At 39.9% G+C, this 19,860-nt stretch carries 17 protein-coding genes; 14 read left to right on the plus strand and 3 right to left on the minus strand.

Translation table 11 applies throughout. From position 1 onward, the window contains the following. The first annotated feature begins 45 nt into the window (after positions 1-45). The 4 genes from AC5SLP_RS01555 to AC5SLP_RS01570 are packed head-to-tail and all read left to right on the plus strand — an operon-like array spanning position 46 to position 5,570. Complete coding sequence (locus AC5SLP_RS01555; protein WP_495253375.1) at positions 46-732, plus strand: response regulator transcription factor; 687 nt, start codon at positions 46-48, stop codon at positions 730-732. Further along, complete coding sequence (locus AC5SLP_RS01560) at positions 722-2,305, plus strand: ABC transporter substrate-binding protein (RefSeq protein ID WP_495253376.1); 1,584 nt, start codon at positions 722-724, stop codon at positions 2,303-2,305. Before AC5SLP_RS01555 ends, AC5SLP_RS01560 begins: the two co-directional genes overlap by 11 nt. Continuing rightward, positions 2,302-3,894: an ABC transporter substrate-binding protein gene (locus tag AC5SLP_RS01565; RefSeq protein ID WP_495253377.1), complete on the plus strand. Its 1,593-nt coding sequence runs from the start codon at positions 2,302-2,304 to the stop codon at positions 3,892-3,894. The genes AC5SLP_RS01560 and AC5SLP_RS01565 overlap by 4 nt, the downstream gene beginning before the upstream one ends. Then, on the plus strand, positions 3,891-5,570 hold the full coding sequence (locus AC5SLP_RS01570) for a sensor histidine kinase (RefSeq protein ID WP_495253378.1): 1,680 nt from the start codon (positions 3,891-3,893) through the stop codon (positions 5,568-5,570). The genes AC5SLP_RS01565 and AC5SLP_RS01570 overlap by 4 nt, the downstream gene beginning before the upstream one ends. A gap of 44 nt (positions 5,571-5,614) precedes the next feature. Here the strand turns inward: AC5SLP_RS01570 and AC5SLP_RS01575 are convergent, their stop codons facing one another. The 3 genes from AC5SLP_RS01575 to AC5SLP_RS01585 form a co-directional block, all read right to left on the minus strand. Continuing rightward, positions 5,615-7,069: a methyl-accepting chemotaxis protein gene (locus tag AC5SLP_RS01575; protein WP_495253379.1), complete on the minus strand. Its 1,455-nt coding sequence runs from the start codon at positions 7,067-7,069 to the stop codon at positions 5,615-5,617. Beyond that, positions 7,041-7,547, minus strand: a complete 507-nt coding sequence (locus AC5SLP_RS01580) for a PAS domain-containing protein (RefSeq protein ID WP_495253380.1) — start codon at positions 7,545-7,547, stop codon at positions 7,041-7,043. Before AC5SLP_RS01580 ends, AC5SLP_RS01575 begins: the two co-directional genes overlap by 29 nt. 142 nt (positions 7,548-7,689) lie before the next feature. Continuing rightward, positions 7,690-8,166 carry a hypothetical protein gene (locus tag AC5SLP_RS01585; RefSeq protein ID WP_495253381.1) on the minus strand — a complete coding sequence of 159 codons (477 nt, stop codon included), beginning with the start codon at positions 8,164-8,166 and terminating at the stop codon, positions 7,690-7,692. A gap of 135 nt (positions 8,167-8,301) precedes the next feature. On the opposite strand from AC5SLP_RS01585, the gene AC5SLP_RS01590 reads away from it, so the two are divergent. The 10 genes from AC5SLP_RS01590 to AC5SLP_RS01635 all read left to right on the plus strand — a co-directional run bounded on the left by AC5SLP_RS01590 (position 8,302) and on the right by AC5SLP_RS01635 (position 19,847). Continuing rightward, on the plus strand, positions 8,302-9,816 hold the full coding sequence (locus AC5SLP_RS01590) for an NADH-quinone oxidoreductase subunit G (protein ID WP_495253382.1): 1,515 nt from the start codon (positions 8,302-8,304) through the stop codon (positions 9,814-9,816). Further along, positions 9,813-11,096 carry a complex I subunit 1/NuoH family protein gene (locus AC5SLP_RS01595; RefSeq protein ID WP_495253383.1) on the plus strand — a complete coding sequence of 428 codons (1,284 nt, stop codon included), beginning with the start codon at positions 9,813-9,815 and terminating at the stop codon, positions 11,094-11,096. The genes AC5SLP_RS01590 and AC5SLP_RS01595 overlap by 4 nt, the downstream gene beginning before the upstream one ends. Position 11,097: 1 nt before the next feature. Then, positions 11,098-11,598, plus strand: a complete 501-nt coding sequence (locus AC5SLP_RS01600) for a NuoI/complex I 23 kDa subunit family protein (protein ID WP_495253384.1) — start codon at positions 11,098-11,100, stop codon at positions 11,596-11,598. Next, complete coding sequence (locus AC5SLP_RS01605; RefSeq protein WP_495253385.1) at positions 11,595-12,092, plus strand: NADH-quinone oxidoreductase subunit J family protein; 498 nt, start codon at positions 11,595-11,597, stop codon at positions 12,090-12,092. The genes AC5SLP_RS01600 and AC5SLP_RS01605 overlap by 4 nt, the downstream gene beginning before the upstream one ends. After that, on the plus strand, positions 12,089-12,409 hold the full coding sequence (nuoK, locus tag AC5SLP_RS01610; RefSeq protein ID WP_495253386.1) for an NADH-quinone oxidoreductase subunit NuoK: 321 nt from the start codon (positions 12,089-12,091) through the stop codon (positions 12,407-12,409). Before AC5SLP_RS01605 ends, nuoK begins: the two co-directional genes overlap by 4 nt. After that, positions 12,406-14,289: an NADH-quinone oxidoreductase subunit L gene (gene nuoL, locus AC5SLP_RS01615; RefSeq protein ID WP_495253387.1), complete on the plus strand. Its 1,884-nt coding sequence runs from the start codon at positions 12,406-12,408 to the stop codon at positions 14,287-14,289. Before nuoK ends, nuoL begins: the two co-directional genes overlap by 4 nt. Positions 14,290-14,291: 2 nt before the next feature. Beyond that, entirely contained in the window at positions 14,292-15,773 is a 1,482-nt protein-coding gene (locus AC5SLP_RS01620; protein WP_495253388.1) for a complex I subunit 4 family protein, read from the plus strand. Next, complete coding sequence (locus AC5SLP_RS01625; RefSeq protein WP_495253389.1) at positions 15,773-17,278, plus strand: NADH-quinone oxidoreductase subunit N; 1,506 nt, start codon at positions 15,773-15,775, stop codon at positions 17,276-17,278. The genes AC5SLP_RS01620 and AC5SLP_RS01625 overlap by 1 nt, the downstream gene beginning before the upstream one ends. A 2-nt stretch (positions 17,279-17,280) precedes the next feature. Continuing rightward, positions 17,281-17,931, plus strand: coding sequence for a DUF488 domain-containing protein (locus AC5SLP_RS01630; protein ID WP_495253390.1), 651 nt, complete (start codon positions 17,281-17,283; stop codon positions 17,929-17,931). A gap of 353 nt (positions 17,932-18,284) precedes the next feature. After that, positions 18,285-19,847, plus strand: a complete 1,563-nt coding sequence (locus tag AC5SLP_RS01635) for a flavocytochrome c (protein WP_495253391.1) — start codon at positions 18,285-18,287, stop codon at positions 19,845-19,847. Positions 19,848-19,860: the final 13 nt, after the last annotated feature.

Raw genomic sequence — 19,860 nt, forward strand, 5'->3', positions numbered from 1 at the left:
TTCGTTAAAATCTTTACATGTAAAGTTTATGCAAAAGGCAAAAGAATGGAACTTTGGCTTGAAAAACTCAAAAATATGACGCTATTGTATGCCGAAGATGAAGAAGGCATACGCAAACCTATGGCGAATTCACTTTCGTATTATCTTAAAGAGGTCATTGAAGCTAAAAACGGCGAAGAGGGACTGGAGATGTATTATGCGAAACGTCCCGATATTATCTTAACCGACCTTCGTATGCCTGTACGTGATGGTTTGTACATGGTCAAAGAGATTCGTCAAGTCGATAAAAAAACACCGATTTTGATGATAACCGCACACACTGATAAAGAGTACCTCTTAAGTGCCATTGAGCTTAAAATTGAAAAATACATCATCAAACCCGTGGCTCTGGATGAACTCTTAAGCGCACTTCGTTTATGTATTGAAGAAATTGAATCGGACCGTTCCGTCTTTTTTGAATGCGGTGGATGCAAATTTGATTTTAAAAACCGTATTTTGGTGCATAACGATGGCGAAGAAATTGATTTGACCCATAAAGAGTCAGATTTCTTAGAATTATTGCTCCGTAAAAAAGGGATGGTCGTAAGTTACGATGAAATTGAGATGAGCGTTTGGAAAGAAGAGTTCATGAGTATCGCGGCTCTTCGTACGCTGGTTAAAACGTTGCGTAAAAAATTGCGCAGTAACCTTATCAAAAATCATTCACTGGCAGGATACAGTTTTGAAGCATAGCCTTTTATGGCTTTTTTTATCGCTATTATTATGCGCCGATACTGTAACGTATCGTGATGATGACAGTAGTTCTCGGGTTTTACATGTAAAAGACCCGCGCTCGCACATTAAAGTTTTTTTGCCTTCCATGCCTTATAATTATGTGTCTCGTTTAGTCAATGAAGGATTAGTGCGCTTGGCTGAAAACGACTTAGGTTGGGAGTACTCGCTCGCAACAAAGAGCACGAAACTCTCTCCCACGCTTTATGAATTTGAATTGCGTCACGGTGTGCGATTTCAAGATGGGACTCCGTTTAACGCGGATTCTGTGGTGCATAATTTTTCGTATTTTCTCAAACAACCTTTTAACTATACCGACATTCACCATTCGCTCAAATCCATTGAAAAAGTCTCAGAATATAAAATACGCCTGCATCTTTTTAAGCCGTATGGTATGCTGTTTCGTGATTTAGCCCGCATCTATTGTTATTCTGAAGCGTATTTAAAAAAGTATGGCTGGGGTGGTGCGGAAACGGGTGCAAATATCAAAGCCTCAGGTCCTTATGGATTGGGCCCTTACATTTTGGTTGAAGGTATGATTACGGGCAGAAAACAGACACCGCTCGTCATTCTTGAAGCCAATCCTTACTATTGGGAAAAAGAGTACCCAAGTATCCAAAAAATTACATTTTACACAGAACTTGAGAGTCAAAAGGCTCTTGATATGACTCTCTTTCACGATGGACAGCTTGATTTTATGCAGATTCCTTTTAATAAAAAAATTGAGAGTATGCTCTCGCCTTATGCGAAATTGGTCTCTATGCCGTCTTCCAATAATTTTACGATTTATTTTAATCTGATTAAAAAAGGCTCGCCGATTTATCGTAAGGAGATACGCCAAGCACTCAATTGTGCCATCAATCAGCAAAATTTATTGGATTTTACGTATAAAAAAGAGGGCGTGCTCAATCCGTATGCATTTAAAAAAAGTGAATGTAGTATGAGTCCTCAAAAACTCTACCAGCTCTTAAATGGTGTCACCCTCAATGTCGCTACGCAAGACTCCTTGATGTTTTTATGGAAAGGCATCGAATACCAGCTGGCACAGTACGGTGTCACACTGCACTACCAAGTTACGACCAGTGAGAAAGAGATTTACAATCTCGTTCAAAAAAACCATAGCCACGTTCAAACGTGGGATATGCTGATTCAAGGAACACAAGATTATTACGGCAGACATCCTTGGCCCATTTTCATTCGCTACCAAGAGAACAATCCTTGGAGCTTTGTTTACGGTGATTCAGTGATGAAAGGGTTGATAGAGCAGTTTTTCTTGGTGGAACAAGATGACCCAAAATTTATAATATTATGCAATAAAATTAAAGAACGTGCCAAAGAAGAGGCGTATATGCTCTTTGTTCCAACGCCCAATGTCGTGTTTGCGATGAACAAAGAGTTGGTGTTTGAGCCATTAGGTATCGGCATGCAGCCGTTTTGGAAAGCGAAAATTACGAGCGAGCATTGGTCTGTAAGAGGCGATAAGCCTTATCCAAAAGAGCTTCAAACCCCTATTTTACCTAAGCGGTTGCCATGATGAAACTGTGCTTTTTGCTTTTGGTGGCTACTGCTATCTTTGCCGAGTCAATGCCTGAAATCAACTACCGCGTCGATGATAGCACTTCACGGGTTTTACATGTAAAAGACCCAAGATCGCATATAAAAGTCTTTTTGCCTGCACTTCCTTATGTAACCGTGTCGCGTATGATAAATGAAGGATTGGTTCGTTTGGCGGATAATGACAATGGTTGGGAATACTCTTTGGCAACACGATGTACACATCCTCGTGAACTTATTTATGAATGCGATTTACGCAAAGGAGTTCGCTTTCAAGATGGCACGCCTTTTAACGCAGACTCCGTCGTTCATAATTTTGATTATTTTCAGAAACAGCCCATCAATTATACGGACATAAAAAATTCGCTTCAAAAAGTCGAGAAAATCAATGCTTTTAAAATTCGCATTCTTTTGAAAAAGCCTTACGGTATGCTGTTTCGCGACCTTGCACGTATTAATTTTTATACCGAAACCTACCTTGAAAAATTTGCGTGGAGAGGGGCGGCAACAGGTCCTAATATCGAAGAGGCAGGACCGTATGGGCTAGGACCTTATATTCTTGTCGATGGTGTTATCACCGGGCGCAAACAGACCCCAGAAGCTACGCTCAAAGCCAATCCGTACTATTGGGAAAAAGGCTCGCCTAAAATCGAGACGATTACCGTTTATACTGAGCTAGAAACAGATGAGGCATTACGCCGCATTACATCTGAGGAGGGCACGCTTGATTTTATGCCCATTCCGTTTAATAAAAAAATTGAGACGATGTTATCTTCTTACTCAAAACTCGTTATTTTACCTTCGACCAATAATTTTGCGCTCTATTTTAATTTACTGAAAAAAGATTCACCCGTGTATAATAAAAAAGTGCGACAAGCCCTAAATTGCGCATTAAATCAACATAATCTTCTCATGTTTACCTATAAACAAGAAGGGGCAATCAATCAAGAAGCGTTGCAATCGCAAGAGTGTCCGTTAAGCCCTAAAGAGGTGCATGATGCGTTGGATAATAAAACCTTTAAAGTGGTAACGCAAGATTCACTGCTTTTCTTGTGGAAAGGCATTGAGTATCAACTCTCACAGTACAATATCACCTTGCGTTATACCATTACTACCGATGAAAAAAAGGTGTATGATTTGCTTTTATCCAATAACCAAACGATACAAGATTGGGATATTCTAAGCCAAAATTCAATCGACTGGTATGGCAGGCATCCTTGGCTGACTTTTTTTAATTACCAAGAGGGCAATCCGTGGAGTTTTGTACGAGATGACGCTGTGATGCAGACGTATATTTCACAGTTTTTCCGACTGGAACAGGGCAGTGAAGCCTTTAACGTTTTATGTCGGAAAATCCGCCAACGTGCTAAAGAGGAGGCGTATATGTTGTTTGTTCCCATTCCCAATAATGTCTTTGCGATGAATAAAGAGTTGGTTTTTAAGCCACTGGGGATTGGTATGCAACCGTTTTGGAAAGCGTCTGTTACCAATCAACATTGGTCGATACGAGGGGACAAGCCTTACCCTAAGGAGCTTCAAGCGCCTATTTTACCTAAGAGAATTCCATGAAAAAAATACAAATCAAATACAAACTCTTTTTGCTGTTTAGTTTTTCCTTTATCGGAATGTTGATTTTGGCAGAGCGCTCTTTTAAACTGAGCCAAGAGAATATCCACAATGCGACCACCATTTTTGAAAATTCGCAAAGTACGCAAAGTTTGCAAGAAAACTATATTGAGCCTTTGAATGTTTTGCGCGAAATGAGCCTTTCGCTTGTGATGTCTCCGAATGATGATTATCGAAAAAGTATTGAAGTGGATTTGGAAGCTCAGATAAAATTGTTAGAAGAGCATTTTGGAGCTTTAGACCAGACCACGTATGGCATTTGGCATAGTTATGTGGAAGCGGTCAATAAAACACACCAGTATCTCTCGGCGCGGTTTGAAGAGGGTGCTTATGTGAATGTCAATACCACAGAGCGAGAACGATATTATAGTCTTTTAGGGCGGTTGAAAAAATTACAGCATGATGCTGTCGCACAAGCTGAGAAAAACTTTTCAGACATCAAAATAAGTGCTAATGCACTCAAATATGAATTAGGCGTGATTGTTTTACTGCTTTCTACGTTAGTATTTATTGCGGGGTATTTACTCTCTAGTCATATTGTCTCGTCTATATTAAAACTGCAAGAAGGGCTTAAAGAGTTCTTCCGTTATTTGGAGACCAAAAGTACTCAACCCAAAGCCATTACACTCAACAGCAAAGACGAGCTTGAAGATATGGCAAAACTCCTCAACCGAAGTATTGCCAAAGCATCGGCAAATATCGAACAAGATATCGTTCTTGTCGAAGATGCCATCCATGTTGTTAATGACCTTAAAAGCGGTAAGCTCTCCTCCAGATTGCATGCTACCGCACAAGCGCATGAATTGCAGTTACTCAAAGACGTGATTAATACCATGATTGATAACCTAGAATCTAAAATAAACGAAGAGATTTTCAAACGAAGCGAGCAGGAAAAATTACTCATTCAACAAAGTAAGCTCGCCAGTATGGGCGAGATGATCGGAAACATTGCGCATCAATGGCGCCAACCTTTAGGCGAGCTCAGTGCCATTTTAATGAATTTGCAAGTGAAGCATGAATTTAATGACCTTGATGGAACGTTTCTCATTCAAAGTATTCAGCAATGCAATAAAATTAATGCGTATATGTCCAACACCATTAGTGATTTTCAAAACTTTTTTAAACCCTCCAAAGACAAAGAGGTTTTTGAAATCTCAGAAGCCTGCCAAAGGGCGATTGCTATTTTGCAAGCCTCTTTAAAATATCATGGCATTGAATTTCATTTTGATATTTCTGAGAGTATGCAAGTATTAGGCTATCCCAATGAATTTGCGCAAGCGCTTTTGAACATTCTTTCAAATGCCAAAGATGTTTTAAGGGACAGAGAAGTGAGCAACCCTTTTATACGGTTACAGCTTAAAAAAGGGTATCGTTATATTTTGATTATTATCGAAGATAACGGTAGAGGCATCGCGCCTGAGCATATGGACCGCATCTTTGAGCCGTATTTTACAACGAAGTACGCCAAACAAGGTACCGACATTGGACTGTATATGACCAAGATGATTATTGAAAATAATATGAACGGCATTATTGAAGTTAAAAATACAGAACAAGGCGCTTTGTTTACGATTAAATTGCCCAGTGTTCCGGATGATTTAGTGATGGAGTATGTGTGAGAATTACATGTAAAACTTTTACATGTAATTCTTCTTTTGAATCTTTATGAAGCGCGTGAATTTTTCTCTGCAATCATAGCATCAAGCGTTACGAAAAGAATTTTACTCTCTCGCTCTACCTCTTTAAAGTAGTTGATAATTTGCTCTTTTTCATCCAAGAGATTTGACCCGGTGGTGCGAATCAGTTTTGCAACCTCTAAGACATGATTGTGGAAACTTTGATGCGGTTTATAGAGTGCTTTAAAGCTTTGAGTATCACCAAAAATCGCTTGACCATCGTGATGATACCATTCACCAAGGCTGCATTGTTCATGGTTTTGAAACGATGCATTGGTATCATTGACGTACACAGCGCTGTAAGCGTTGGATTTAAAAATCGCATGATTCATTTTCGCTAATGTCACGAAGATGGTTTGTTGAATGGTATTGATATTATTCGACGTGGTATCTGAGTGCATGATAAGGCTATTAAACGTTGTACTGAGTGTATCGAGAGTTTTGGTCGATGCATCGGCATTTTGCTTCATAGACTCTGCATTGGTTTCAAGGCCTGAGGTCTCTTGTTGAAGCATTTTGATGGAAATGGCAATCTCAGCAGTTGCTTTTTGCGTTGTTTCTGCGAGTTTTCGTACTTCATCCGCAACAACGGCAAAACCACGTCCATGTTCGCCTGCACGCGCCGCTTCAATGGCGGCATTGAGTGCGAGTAAGTTGGTTTTATCGGCAATATCATTAATCATATCCACCACATTGCTAATGTCTCGTGTCCGTTGGGCTAAAACACCGATACTTTGCTCATTTTGATTGACAAATTCGATTAATGACGTAATCTTATCAATCGTATCGCGAAGATTTTGGTAACTCCCTTTGGTCTCTTCCGCATAGACTTCGCCATCTTTAGCGGTCTCTTTTAAGCGTTCAACGATGTTGGTTAGATTTGCTTGCACGGTTGAAAAGTCATTGGAACCACTGCTAATTTGCGCCAATTCGGCATTAAGTGTATTGCGAGCGATAAATTCGTGCGTTTGTTGCATCGCATGAACAGCTTGGTTAATCATTTTGGTCTGTTCTTTAAATTCACCATGCATGCCTTTTTGAAGAATTTTACGACTAAAATCTTCTTGGGATGCTGCGAGAATCGTTGCTTTAATCTCTTTGGTAATGAGTTCAAAGTTATCCAGCAATGAGTTCATATTAGAACACAATGTTTTGAGTTCTCCGCCATCTTTAACATTGACGATTCTGCCATGAAGCTGTCCTCGTGAACTTTCGTGTACGATATCTGCTAGCGCATGGATGGTCTTTTGCACTTTACGAATATTGATAAACATAAACCAACCCAATGCAAAATTGCTGAGGTTAATGATCTGAATCCAATGAAAACCATTGACAGAGACTTCGATACAAAAAGAGATGAAAAAGATGACCAACGAAATAAGATTGGCATCTTGTACTTTGGCAAGAGAAGATCTATTCATAAGAGAGGATAAATTCTGCATAACTAACCTTTAAGTCTGAGAGCGTATTTTCAAGAAGCGAAAGTGAGTTTTGGATGCCACCGTTTTTTTCTGCATCAACCATTTTGCGATACAGCGGTTCAATAACAGCAATTCCTTTAGGATTTGGGGCACGTCTTACGGAATGATACCCGATAGTAGAACCTGTTTTCGTGTCGATAATGGGCGTAATATAAGCATGTACCCAGTAAAAGTAACCCGATTTTGTGCGGTTTTTAACATAAGCAAAGATTTCGTCGCCTCTTTGGACCTTATCCCATAAGAGTTTAAAAACGGCACGAGGCATGTCAGGATGACGTAAAATATTGTGTGGAGTTCCAATAAGTTCTTCTTCACTATAACCAGAAATCTTTATAAAAAGGTCATTGGCGTAGGTAATTTTACCTTTGAGGTCTGTTTTAGAGACGATAAATTGGTTCTCGTCAAAACAAAGCTCTTCGCCTCGTTGCGTAATGGACACGGTGCATCTCCTCAAAATCACTTGCATATAAATTAAAGTAACAAGTATAGCTAAAATTGCAAGACTCATTCCGTTCACCATAGATGAATATTCATTCAGTTTTCAAAAGATTACCTTTTGTAACGAAACTAAAATGAGAATTTTATTTATCTGTTTTGAACGAAAAAATTGCCCCTAGACTTTTGGTTTTTTCATTTAAAATAACATTGGCTTGCCAGTTCATATCACCCACCATACACGTTGGTAAAACGCCTTCGCCTTCATACACACCCGTTGATGTCGGCTTGAGTGTCACGGAGTGGAAACCCATATTCATATTGGTAGCAAAAAGCTTCAGTTCAATATAGGCAAGATTCGTAGTTGTCGTAACTTTAAAATGCAATGGTTGCATCAAAGGTATGTTTTTAGGCTCAATATCAAAGCTAAGGACTGTACCATCGTTAAGGGTTACTTTACAGGTACTTTGATGTAAATCGCATGGAGTTAATGAATAAGCAAAATCAGTATCTCCAACCCACCACTCATAAACGTCACTTGCGTCAATGAAAATATACGCCGTAATTAAAAGAACAGCAATAATTTCAGCCGCCAACCACTTAAGCAAACGAGGTGTGAACATAAGGCTCCTTTCAGAAAAAACGGTAGAGTTTAACATCTCTTTATTAAAAATTTAGTAAACCAGAAGTGACAGCAACTTTAAAGTTTTTGCAAGATAGAATGAGAAAATTCGTCACAGCAAGGATAAAGAAGGTTTATGGCGCATATTACGGTAGATGGAATGATTTTAGAGGTGAAAGAAGGTGCTTTACTGATTGAAGAGCTTTTAGCGCATCAGATTAACATCCCTCACTTTTGTTACCATCCGTCTTTGGGAAAAGATGGGAATTGCCGAATGTGTATGGTCGAAATCGAAGGACAAAAACGTCCGCAAATCGCCTGTGATACGCCGATTAAAGAAGGCATGATTGTTCGCACCAAAGGTGCCAATATTGACCGCGTCAAACGCTCTATCTTAGAGATGGAGCTCATCAATCATCCCATTGATTGCCCTATTTGCGATCAAGCGGGCGAATGCTCTTTGCAAAATTACTATATGGATGTTGGGTTGTATGAAAGTAGGCTTTCTACCCCTAAAGTTCGCGGACTTAAACGGGTTGATTTAGGAGCCAATGTTGTCCTTGACCAAGAGCGTTGTGTGCTCTGTACCCGTTGCGTACGTTTTACGGAAAAAATTACTAAAAGCAATGAGCTAGGAGTGCTTTCCAGAGGCGACCACTCCGTCATTAGCACCTTTCCGGGTGAAAAACTGCATAATCCTTATGCCATGAATGTGGTGGATCTCTGTCCCGTTGGTGCACTAACTAGCCAAGATTTTCGGTTTCATAAACGAGTGTGGTTTTTAAAAAGTGAAGAGGCGATTTGCAATCATTGTGCGCGAGGGTGCTCCATTTATGTCGATCATCATAAAGAAAAATACAAAGATGAGATGATTTATCGCTATCGACCACGGCTCAATGATAAAATCAATGGCTATTTTATTTGTGATGCGGGAAGACTCAGTTATCAACAAGAGAATGCTTCGCAAGAATCTCAAGCACTGATTAGAGGACGTGTTAGCGAATATGAGTATGCTGAAGGGAAACTCTTACGTCTTTTAAAACGACATTTAGGCAAAACACTCTTTCTGCTTTCTTCTTCGCTTGCTTTAGAAGAGATGGTGCGTCTTCAAAAGTTGGCTAAATTGTATGAAATTGCCATCAATGCGTATGAACCAGACCGTATTGATGAAGGGTTTGGCGATGATTTTCTTAAATGTGCTGATCGCTCTTGCAATGCGCGTGCCCTCAAACTTTTAGAAATAGATGATACGCTTGCATCCCTTCAAAAGCATCTTGAAACTGCTGAGTTGGTCGTCTTCATTGGACGACACGATGTTTCTGTCATTAAAACGATGCATTACGCTCAAAACATCGCTGTTTTAAGCCCAACCGATGAAATGACGTGTCAAGAAGTCGAACTCGTTTTACCGATTGCTTCGCATACGAAACGTTCAGGAACATTTATCAATATTGACGGGTATTTCCAATACAGCGCCTGTGCTATTCACAGTGATAAACCGCATAAAACAGTGCTGGAAATTGTCGGTACTATCTTAGGGGACGGGCTTTTTACATGTAAAGAAGTTTGGGATGAAGAAATTATTCAAAACAAAGCCTTTGAAGGCATCACGTTTGAGATGCTCAAACAAACGCCAAAGAGTGTTTTATGAGTACACTGAGCATCAGCGTTGTTGTTATCAATGTGATTTTAGCCTTACTTTTTTCGTTGGGTGCCGCACCGATTTTAGTCTGGATTGAGCGACGCGTCGCAGGTCTGATTCAAGACAGATTAGGACCCAATCGTTGTCATATTGCAGGAATAAGACTTGGAGGCTTAGTGCAATCGTTTGCCGATATGCTCAAACTGGTTTTCAAAGAGGATTTTAAAGCCAAAGCCATTACGGAGAAATTTTTATTTTCTCTCGCGCCAGTGCTTGTTTTCGCATCGGCATTTTTAAGCTTTATGGTCATGCCTTTTGCCGATGACTTAATCGTAAATGGAAAACGCTTTATCATGCAAGGCTTACCGATGGATTTAGGTGTGCTATGGTTTTTAGCGCTTGCGGGATTAAGCGTGTATGGCATCATGATAGGCGGATGGGCCAGCCATAACAAATACTCACTTCTAGGCTCTATGCGTGCGGGTGCGCAAGTCATTAGCTACGAGGCTGCGATGGGACTTTCACTGGTGTCAGTGCTCATAACGTATGGGTCAGTGCATTTGGGCGATATCGTGACCTATCAAGGAAATTTGATTGGTGGAATTTTGCCAGCATGGGGTATTGTTTTACAACCGATTGCCGCACTTATTTTTATTGTCACCGCTTTTGCCGAAGCCAACCGTACTCCTTTTGATTTAGCCGAAGGTGAAAGTGAAATTGTCGGCGGTTTTCACACGGAGTATAGCGCGATGCGCTTTGGACTCTTTTTTGTGGGCGAATATGTTGCGATGAGCGCATCAAGTGCATTGATCGTGACACTTTTCTTAGGTGGATATCACTTACCGTATCTAAATACCCACAGTTTACAAATGCATATGCCTACGCTTTTAATGGCCATAATGGTGTTATTGCCTTTAGGTAGTTTTGGCTTTGTACGCTGGATGAAAAAGCATAACCGCTGGATTGAACATACAGATAAGCGAAACCTTGAGACAAAAACACTTACCAATCTTTTGATCATTCTGAATCTTTTTGTCATTGCCGCGCTTGGAATGTTGTTACTCTCTGGCTTGACGCAAACGTCAATCAATGTTGCCGTAGCGGTTATTCAGATTATGACGTTTGCCGTCAAACTTCTCATGATTAATTTTGTCTTTGTGTGGGTCAGATGGACACTACCTCGTTTTCGTTACGATCAGCTTCAAACATTGGGGTGGAAAGTACTGATGCCTTTGGCGATTGCTAACATCGTTGTTACGGCGACATTTATCGTCGTGAAAGGGTTGTAAGATGGGCATTAAAATCGTTCCAAGACATGGCAATACTTTCAAAGAAAAGCTCTATCTTCCTGCCATCTTTGGCGGTATGAAAACGACCTTGTCGCATTTTATCACCAACTTAAGCGATACACCGCAGATTAAAACGCTCAATTACCCTGAAGAAAATCCAAAAGATATTACGGAGCGCTATCGAGGGGTACACCGCTTGACAAAGCGAGAAGATGGAAGTGTTCGATGTGTTGCTTGTTTTATGTGTGCAACCGCATGTCCTGCTGAATGCATTTTTATTGAGGCAGAAGAGCGAAACGATGATGTCGATGAAAAGATGCCAAAACGGTTTGATATTGATTTATTAGAATGTGTTTTTTGCGGCGCTTGTGTGGAGGCGTGTCCCTGTGATGCTATTCGAATGGACAGTGGGATTTTTAGTTTTATTGGCAAAAAGCGTGAAGATTTTGTCCTCACAAAAGAGCAACTCTTAGCCAATAAAAAGATGGGAGAAGAGTCATGATGGACATTCTTTTTTTACTGCTCTCTTTTTTCGCTATTTTAGGGGCCGTGGGCATGGTTGTTTTTCATCAACCTGTTCACAGTGCGCTAGGACTTATTTTAACGATTATTGCGATGGCGGGACTATTTGCGCTTCTTAGCGCTTCCTTTTTATTCATGGTGCAAATTATTGTGTACGCGGGTGCGATTATCACACTTTTTATTTTTATCATTATGTTTTTAAACGTGAAAGAAGCCAATTTACCCAAAGAGCCCAATAAAAACATCACGCTTTTTTTAGGTTCCATTGCACTGTTGCCTCTTAATTTTTTAATTTTACGGGCTTTTTATAAGATGCCCTTAGACATTCCTTCTTTGCAAGAGAATTTTGGAAAAATTAAACCGTTGGGAATAGAGCTTTTTACGAAATGGCTTTTGCCGTTTGAGCTTATTTCTATTTTACTTTTAGTGGCACTTTTGGGTGCCGTGGTATTTGGCAGAAAGGATGAAGCATGATAGCAGATACTATTTTTGCTTATATTGTCGTGGCGATGATCCTTTTCTCAATAGGTCTTTTAGGTGTTATCAGCCGTAAAAATATCTTTATTATTTACATGTCCATTGAGCTGATGCTCAACGCGATTAACTTAATCTTTGTTGCGTTAAGCAATTACCACCATTCCATGGCATCCCAAGTGATGGCAATGATGGTCATAGCCGTCGCAGCAGCAGAAGCCGCCGTCTTTTTGGCGCTCATTGTCGTACTGTATAAGCGTAAAAAATCACTTGATTCTGATATCTTTCGCACGCTTTCGCAAAAGGAGGCTGTATGAATAGTGCCATTTTAGCCTGGATTGTTCTTGCTCCTTTACTCTCTTCTGTGTTGATTGGCGCGCTCTATCTTTATTCTATTACACAAAAAAAACTTGCTCAAAAATGGTTTAGCATTCCAGCCCTTCTCTCTCCTGCCATTAGTTTTATTTTAGGTGTGAGTGCGTTTGTGCATGTTGCTCGTTATGACACCCCTTTACATTATCAGCCTTATTTGTGGCTCAGTGTGGGTGAATACAACATTATGATGGGCTTTTTAGGCGATAAGCTTTCGTTGTTTATGGTCTTGTTTATCACTTTTGTGGGCTGGTTGATTCATGTATATGCTATGGCGTATATGCGTGAAGATGCAGGGTATGGCAAATTTTTCTTCTACTTTAACCTCTTTTTAGCGTCCATGCTTTTACTTGTGCTTGCGGATGGTCCTTTGATTATGTTCATTGGCTGGGAAGGCGTGGGACTTTGCTCATACTTACTGATTAGCTTTTATTTTCAAGATAATGCTAACGTGGTTGCTGGCAATAAAGCTTTTATTGTCAATCGCGTGGGTGACCTTGGCTTTTTAATCGGTCTAGCCATTCTCTTTTTTTATTGCGGAAAAATAGGCTTTAGTTATGAAGCGATTGCTTCGATAATGACCACAATACCTTTATCTATCATCAGTTTAGTTGGGATAGCTTTGTTCATTGGTGCGATGGGAAAGTCTGCTCAAATTCCTTTGTATGTTTGGCTCCCCGATGCCATGGCAGGACCAACGCCTGTTTCAGCGCTCATTCATGCGGCAACAATGGTTACAGCGGGTGTTTACATGGTGGCGCGTTTTTCATTTTTGTATGAACTGATTCCTCATGTGGGGCATTTTATCGCGTATATTGGCGCTTTGAGTGCTTTTTTTGCTGCGATTATTGCGACCAAGCAAAGCGATATTAAAAAAATTCTTGCCTACTCGACCATGTCTCAATTGGGGTATATGTTTATAGCCGTTGGGTTGGGTGCTTATAGCAGTGCGCTTTTTCACGTTTTCACCCATGCTTTTTTCAAAGCGCTTTTATTTATGGGGGCGGGGGCTGTGATTGTGAGTTTGCATCACGAACAAAATATTTTCAAGATGGGCGGTATGCGTCAGATTACCCCCGTTGTCTATATGACAATGCTCATAGCCACGCTTGCGATTTGTGGTATTCCTCCTTTTGCGGGATTTTTTAGCAAAGATGAGATTTTATTGGTTGCATTTAGCAGCGGTGATTATCTTATTTGGGGACTCAGTGTTATCAGTGCGGTTCTAACATCGTACTATATGTTTCGACTCTTTTTTGTCGTATTTGAAGGAAAACACGCTTTACATGTAAAAGCGCACGATGTTGGCTGGAGCATGAAAGCGCCTCTAGTCGTTTTGGCTATCGGCGCAGCATTTGCAGGTTTTTTGGGCTTGCCCGAGCTGTTAGGCGGAGAGCATCTCATTGGGCATTGGCTTGAGGCATGGGGTATGCGAGCTTTACATGTAAAGCATTCAACCGAGTGGTTACTCTTGGGTGTGAATATCTTAGCCGCTACGCTGGGCATCGCCATTGCATACCAAAAGTTTCGTTATTATGATTTACGTGTCCCTTATGAACCACACGGTGTGGTTTATCATAAATTTTATGTGGATGAAATTTACGATGCGCTTTTAGTTCAGCCTATAAAACGTTTAAGCTCTTTTATTGCTGTGGCACTGGATATCAATATCGTGGATCGCATTGTTATGGGGCTGAGTCGCGGATTTGTCAAGGTAGGCCACGTGGTTGCCATTATGCAAAATGCACATGTGCGTTTTTATGCTCTCATCATGCTATTAGGTGTGAGCGTGGCATCGTGTTATTTGATTGTGATATTGGGGTAGGCATGTCAGTAGGAATTTTATCATTTATTATTTTTTTACCAATGGTCGTTGCGTTTATTGTTCTTGTTTTACCTCTGAACTCTAAGATGACGCGCAATATCGCGTTTGGTGTTTCCTTGGTGATTTTTGCAATGGCTCTTTATATCTATACGCATTTTGAACTCTCAGGTGCCATTCAATTTAGAGAAAATTACGCATGGATTCAAAGTTATGGAATCTCTTACAGTGTCGGAATTGATGGTTTTTCTCTCATCGTTTTAATGCTTATTGCGACTCTAATTCCAAGTGCATATCTTCTTTTATGGCACAATTCTCGCTCAAAAAGTTATTGGGTCAGCATGTTACTCATACAATCAGGTATTAGTGGAACGCTTTTTTCGTTAGACCTCTTTTTGTTTTATTTCTTTTGGGAAGCGATGCTTCTGCCCGTTTTTATGATTATAGGTCTTTTTGGTTCTGGGAACCGCGTTTTCTCGACACTCAAAGTCACGATTTATACGATTATGGGTTCTTTGTTTATGTTTGTGAGTATTTTGTACTTGGGTGTGGCACATTACTATGAGTTTGGCTCATGGAGTTTTGCATTGTCAGATTTAGTGCATATCAGCACTTTAACATACATGCAAAAGACACTTCTTTTTGCGGGGTTTATGCTGGCATTTGCCATTAAAATTCCTCTTTTCCCTTTTCATACATGGTTACTTGAAACGTATTCTAATTCACCAACCGGTGGTGTTTTTTTACTCTCATCCATTATGGCAAAGTTAGGCGTTTATGCCCTTGTTCGATTTATGATGCCACTGTTTCCCGAACAATTTGTCTCTTTTTCGGCATTTTTTATTGCTTTGGGTATTTTTGGACTGATCTATTTTGGTATAGCGGCTATTAGCCAATATAACATCAAAAAGATGTTTGCGTATTCATCCGCCTCTCATCTAGGTTTTATCACCGCCGGTGTTTTTGCGCTCAATATTCAAGGGATGATGGGAAGTGCTTTTTTAATGGTAGCACACGCGATTGCGACAGGGGGACTTTTCTTGCTTGTGGGAGTGATGGAACGTCACCTTGGCATCAGGTCTTTAAGTGCTCTAGGTGGTATTGCTTCTAAAGCGCCTTGGTTTACACTCTTTTTTGCCATTATGCTCTTTTGTACTGTGGGCATTCCTGGAACAAATGGGTTTGTTGCAGAACTTCTCATCGTCTTGGGTATTTTTCATTATAATCCTATTTTAGGCGTGTTAGCTGCCTTAACGGTTTTAGTGGCGGCAAGTTACATGTTTTGGGTTTTCCAAAAGGCTATTTTAGTCAAAAGTGAGAATGACATCTCTAAGATGCGTGATTTAAGCTTCAATGAGATTTTAGGTTTGATTCCTTTGGCGGTGCTGATTATTGCCATGGGCGTTTATCCTGATCTGTTTTTATATAAAATTGAACCGACCTTGCAACACTATTTGCTTGATATTTTACATGTAGGGAGCAAATAATGTTAGAGACACAACTCCTTTATCTTTTGCCACTGATCATTGTTGGTGGTGGTGGCGTTCTGTTGATGCTGTTATCACCCCTCCAAAGTCTCTCTATGGAACGCTTCTCATTTTTTACGTTTGTTATCTTGCTGTGCGCATTAGGTACGGATTTGATGTACTTTGGCAAACTCTTTACGCTTTTTCCTTTTGAAAACGTCTTCTCAAAAATGCTGATTATTGACAGCTATTCGGTCTATTTTGATGCTATTTTACTTGCGGGTGCACTTGTCACTTCTTTGATTGGTACACACTATTTTCAAGCCAAACGCCATTTTAAAAAAGAGTTTTTTGCACTCTTTTTGTTCTCTTTATTTGGGATGATGTTACTCGTACATGCCAATGAACTTATCACAGCTTTTATCGCTTTAGAGATTGCTTCTTTGGCATTGTATGTCATGATTGGTTTTCAAAAAATCCATGATAAACGAGTAGAAGCCAGTTATCAATACCTTGTCTTAGGGTCACTTTCGGGTGCCTTTTTTCTTTTAGGAACCGCTTTTATCTATGCAGGACTTGGGACGACTATTTTAGGTGAAATGGGCGATAAACTGGATAGTTTAATGGGAAAAGATGTCTCTGTTATTGTGATTGGAGCCACATTGATTCTTGTGACTTTCTTATTTAAAATTTCCGCATTTCCGTTTCAAAACTGGACCATTGATGTGTATGATGGCTCGCCCCTTCCTGTAACGGCATTTATGGCCGCTACGTTTAAAGTCGCCATTTTTGGATTTGTGTTACGTGTGATGTTAGTTGATTTTGACCCAATTCGCGATATGTGGGACACCCTTTTTATCGTAATTATCATCGCAACACTTCTGTATGGTACATTTTTAGCAATTGTACAAGAGAGTTTAAAACGAATGCTTGCGGCTTCTAGCATCGTGCATACGGGGTATTTACTCATCGCATTTGTTTCCATCGGTTATGCAGGCGAGAGTGCTTCTTCGTCTATCATCTACTATTTGGTTGCGTATTTTCTTTCCGCCATGGGTGCGTTTGGGCTTATCTCTTACATCGCGGCGGATGAACATGTGCGTGTTACCTATGAAGATTTTAGAGGGTTTGCGCATGTCCATCCTTATATGGCAGCGATGCTCAGTGTGTTTATGCTTTCATTAGCTGGTATTCCTAGTACCATTGGATTTGTCGGTAAATTTTATATTTTTACAGGGGCCATCGAAGCAGGGTACACGTTTTTAGCCGTATGCGGTATCATTGCGACGTTTATTTCGATTTATTACTATTTTAAAGTGATTGCATTGATGTATTTTTATCCTGCGTGTGATTCTGAATGGGACCATGTTCCTCCCCTTCGTGGCATCTCAGCACTGACGATAGGGTTTATTGCGGTAGCTGTCATTTGGGGCGGTATCGGTAATACGTTTGTTGCCTATTTCCCAGGTGTAGACTTCTTAATTGAAACCGCAAGGCTATCGTATATGTCACTTTTTATTAAATAACCATGCATGAACGTTTTGCCGAAGCGATTTATACTATTGGACATTCGACTCACCCTATCGAAGTGTTTATAGACTTAGTGCACAAAAATGCTCTGACAACCATTGTCGATGTACGCAGTTCTCCGTATAGCTCTTTTGCTCCTCAGTACAATAAAGAAACACTATGTCATACCCTGAAATCTCAAAATATAGATTATCTCTACATGGGCGATTTGCTTGGAGCACGGTATGACGATAAGAAGGTATTGTTTGAGGATGGCAAAGTTAATTTTAAAAAAGTGCAAGAAACAAAAGGCTTTCAAAAAGGTATTTTGCGATTAGAAAAAGGATTAGGCAAAGGATACCGTATTGCACTGATGTGTTCAGAAAAAGAAGCGTTTGATTGTCACCGCTTTGGACTGATTTCGGAGTATTTAACTCATCAAAAAATACGCGTAGAACACATTTACCCAGATGCTTTAAAATCGCAAGCATCCTTGGAACAGCGACTTCTGAAAAAATACGAACATAAACTCCCACAAGATGACCTTTTCACCCCTTCTATACATACCGCTCAACGGCTCACGTATGCTTATGAATTAAGAAATAAAGATATCGCATACAATGCTTTTTTACAAGACACCAATGCCTCATCATTTTTACATGTAAAATAAAACATACTTCTTAGCCCTCCATCTAAGTATCACTACCTATATTATAAAGAGATGCTTTTAGAAAGATATTTTTTTCATAATCGGTTATATTCCTTCTAAATATTTGTATTTTCTAATTAAAATTTTTTATTAAAAAAATAGCCATACTAACGGCTTTTATCGTCATTTGTTCATTTTTATAGCGCTCAAATCGTAATTTATCTCCTATTCTAAGCATATTTTTCATCACTATTTCCATCAAAAGTTACATTAGATTTGCTTCATAATGATTTCATAGGAATCTCACATTAAATATCACAGTTAGTCGTTAAAATTAAGTTACAAATAAAATATTACTTCAAAAGGAGAAAGAAATGAAAAAAGAGACTATGTCTAGAAGAGACGCTCTTAAGTTGGGTGCTCTTGGTACAGCAGGTTTAGCAATGCTTAGCGCAAGTAATGCAATGGCGGCAGCTCCAACAGAAAAAGAGGTTAAATTTGATGAAGAATACGATGTTATCGTAGTTGGTACAGGTTTCGCAGGTCTTGCTGCCGCAGCAAAATCAGTAGAACGTGGTTATAAAGTTTTAGTGGTTGAAAAAATGGGACGTGTAGGTGGTAACTCTGTTATTAATGGTGGCGGTATGGCCGTTCCTAACAGCGCTGCACAAAAAAAATACGGTATTCAAGACTCTGGTGAGCTTTTTATCGCCGATTGTTTAAAAGCAGGGCTTGGTATCAATCACGTTGAATTATTGGAGACAATTGTTAAACGATCCAATGATGCTTTGAACTTTGCCGTAAAATGTGGTGCAAAATTCCAAGATGTAAAACCTGCGTGGTTTGGTGGTCACTCTGTTCCTAGATCATTGGTCACTGATAATATGAGTGGTTCAGGCATTATCAAACCAATGAGTGCATTTGTTGAAAAACTTCCTGGTTGTAAAATCATGACTCGTACAAAATTTGATGATTTTGTGATGAGTGCGGATGGTACCAGTGTTGTAGGTGTTGTCATCAGAACCAATTATCGATTCGATAATAAACTGTTTAGTGATGACCTTGAAAATAAATCTGGCGAGAAAAAAGTCATTAAAGCGAAAAAAGGTGTTGTCCTTGCAAGTGGTGGTTTCTCTATGGATAAAATGTACAGACAACTCCAAGATCCTCGTATCGCTCCGGATCAAGATGCTACAAACCACGAAGGAGCAACGGCTGGGGCACTACTTAAAGCATTCCAAATTGGTGCAATTCCTGTACATGTTTCATGGATTCAACAAGGACCATGGGCAAGTCCAGATGAGAGAGGTTTTGGTGTAGCTCCACTTTTAACACAACAAGGACTCTTTAGACTTGGTGCTGCAATTGATGTTAGAAACGGTAAACGTTTCATGAATGAAATGGCAGATCGTAAAACAAGAGCAGATGCTGAGTATGTCATTTTAAGAAAAGATCCAAAAGCATACCCTGTTGTTATTGGTACGTACAATACATTTGACCCGCAAATCCATCCAATCATTGAAAAAGGTATCACGGGTGGTGTAATGAAAAAATTTGATACGCTTGACGCTGTTGCGGCAAACTATAAGATCCCTGCAGATGCATTAAAAGAGACGATTAAAAAATACAATGAAACAGCAATGGCAGGTAAAGAAGATGAGTTTAAAAAACAAACACTCAAAGACGTGAAAAGTGAGCCAATCGAAATGAAAGGACCATTCTACGCGATTCGTTTAATGCCAAAACCTCACCATACAATGGGTGGTTTACAAATCAATACGAAAGCACAAGTCATTTCAGCCAATACCAATAAACCAATTCCAGGTCTTTTTGCGGCAGGTGAAGTGACAGGTGGAACACATGGCGCAAGTCGTTTAGGTACTGTTGCTGTAACAGATTGTTTAACCTTTGGTTTGATTGCAGGAGAGAATATCTAATCATGTGTAGCAA

The sequence above is a fragment of the Sulfurospirillum sp. E15m genome, assembly GCF_059415145.1.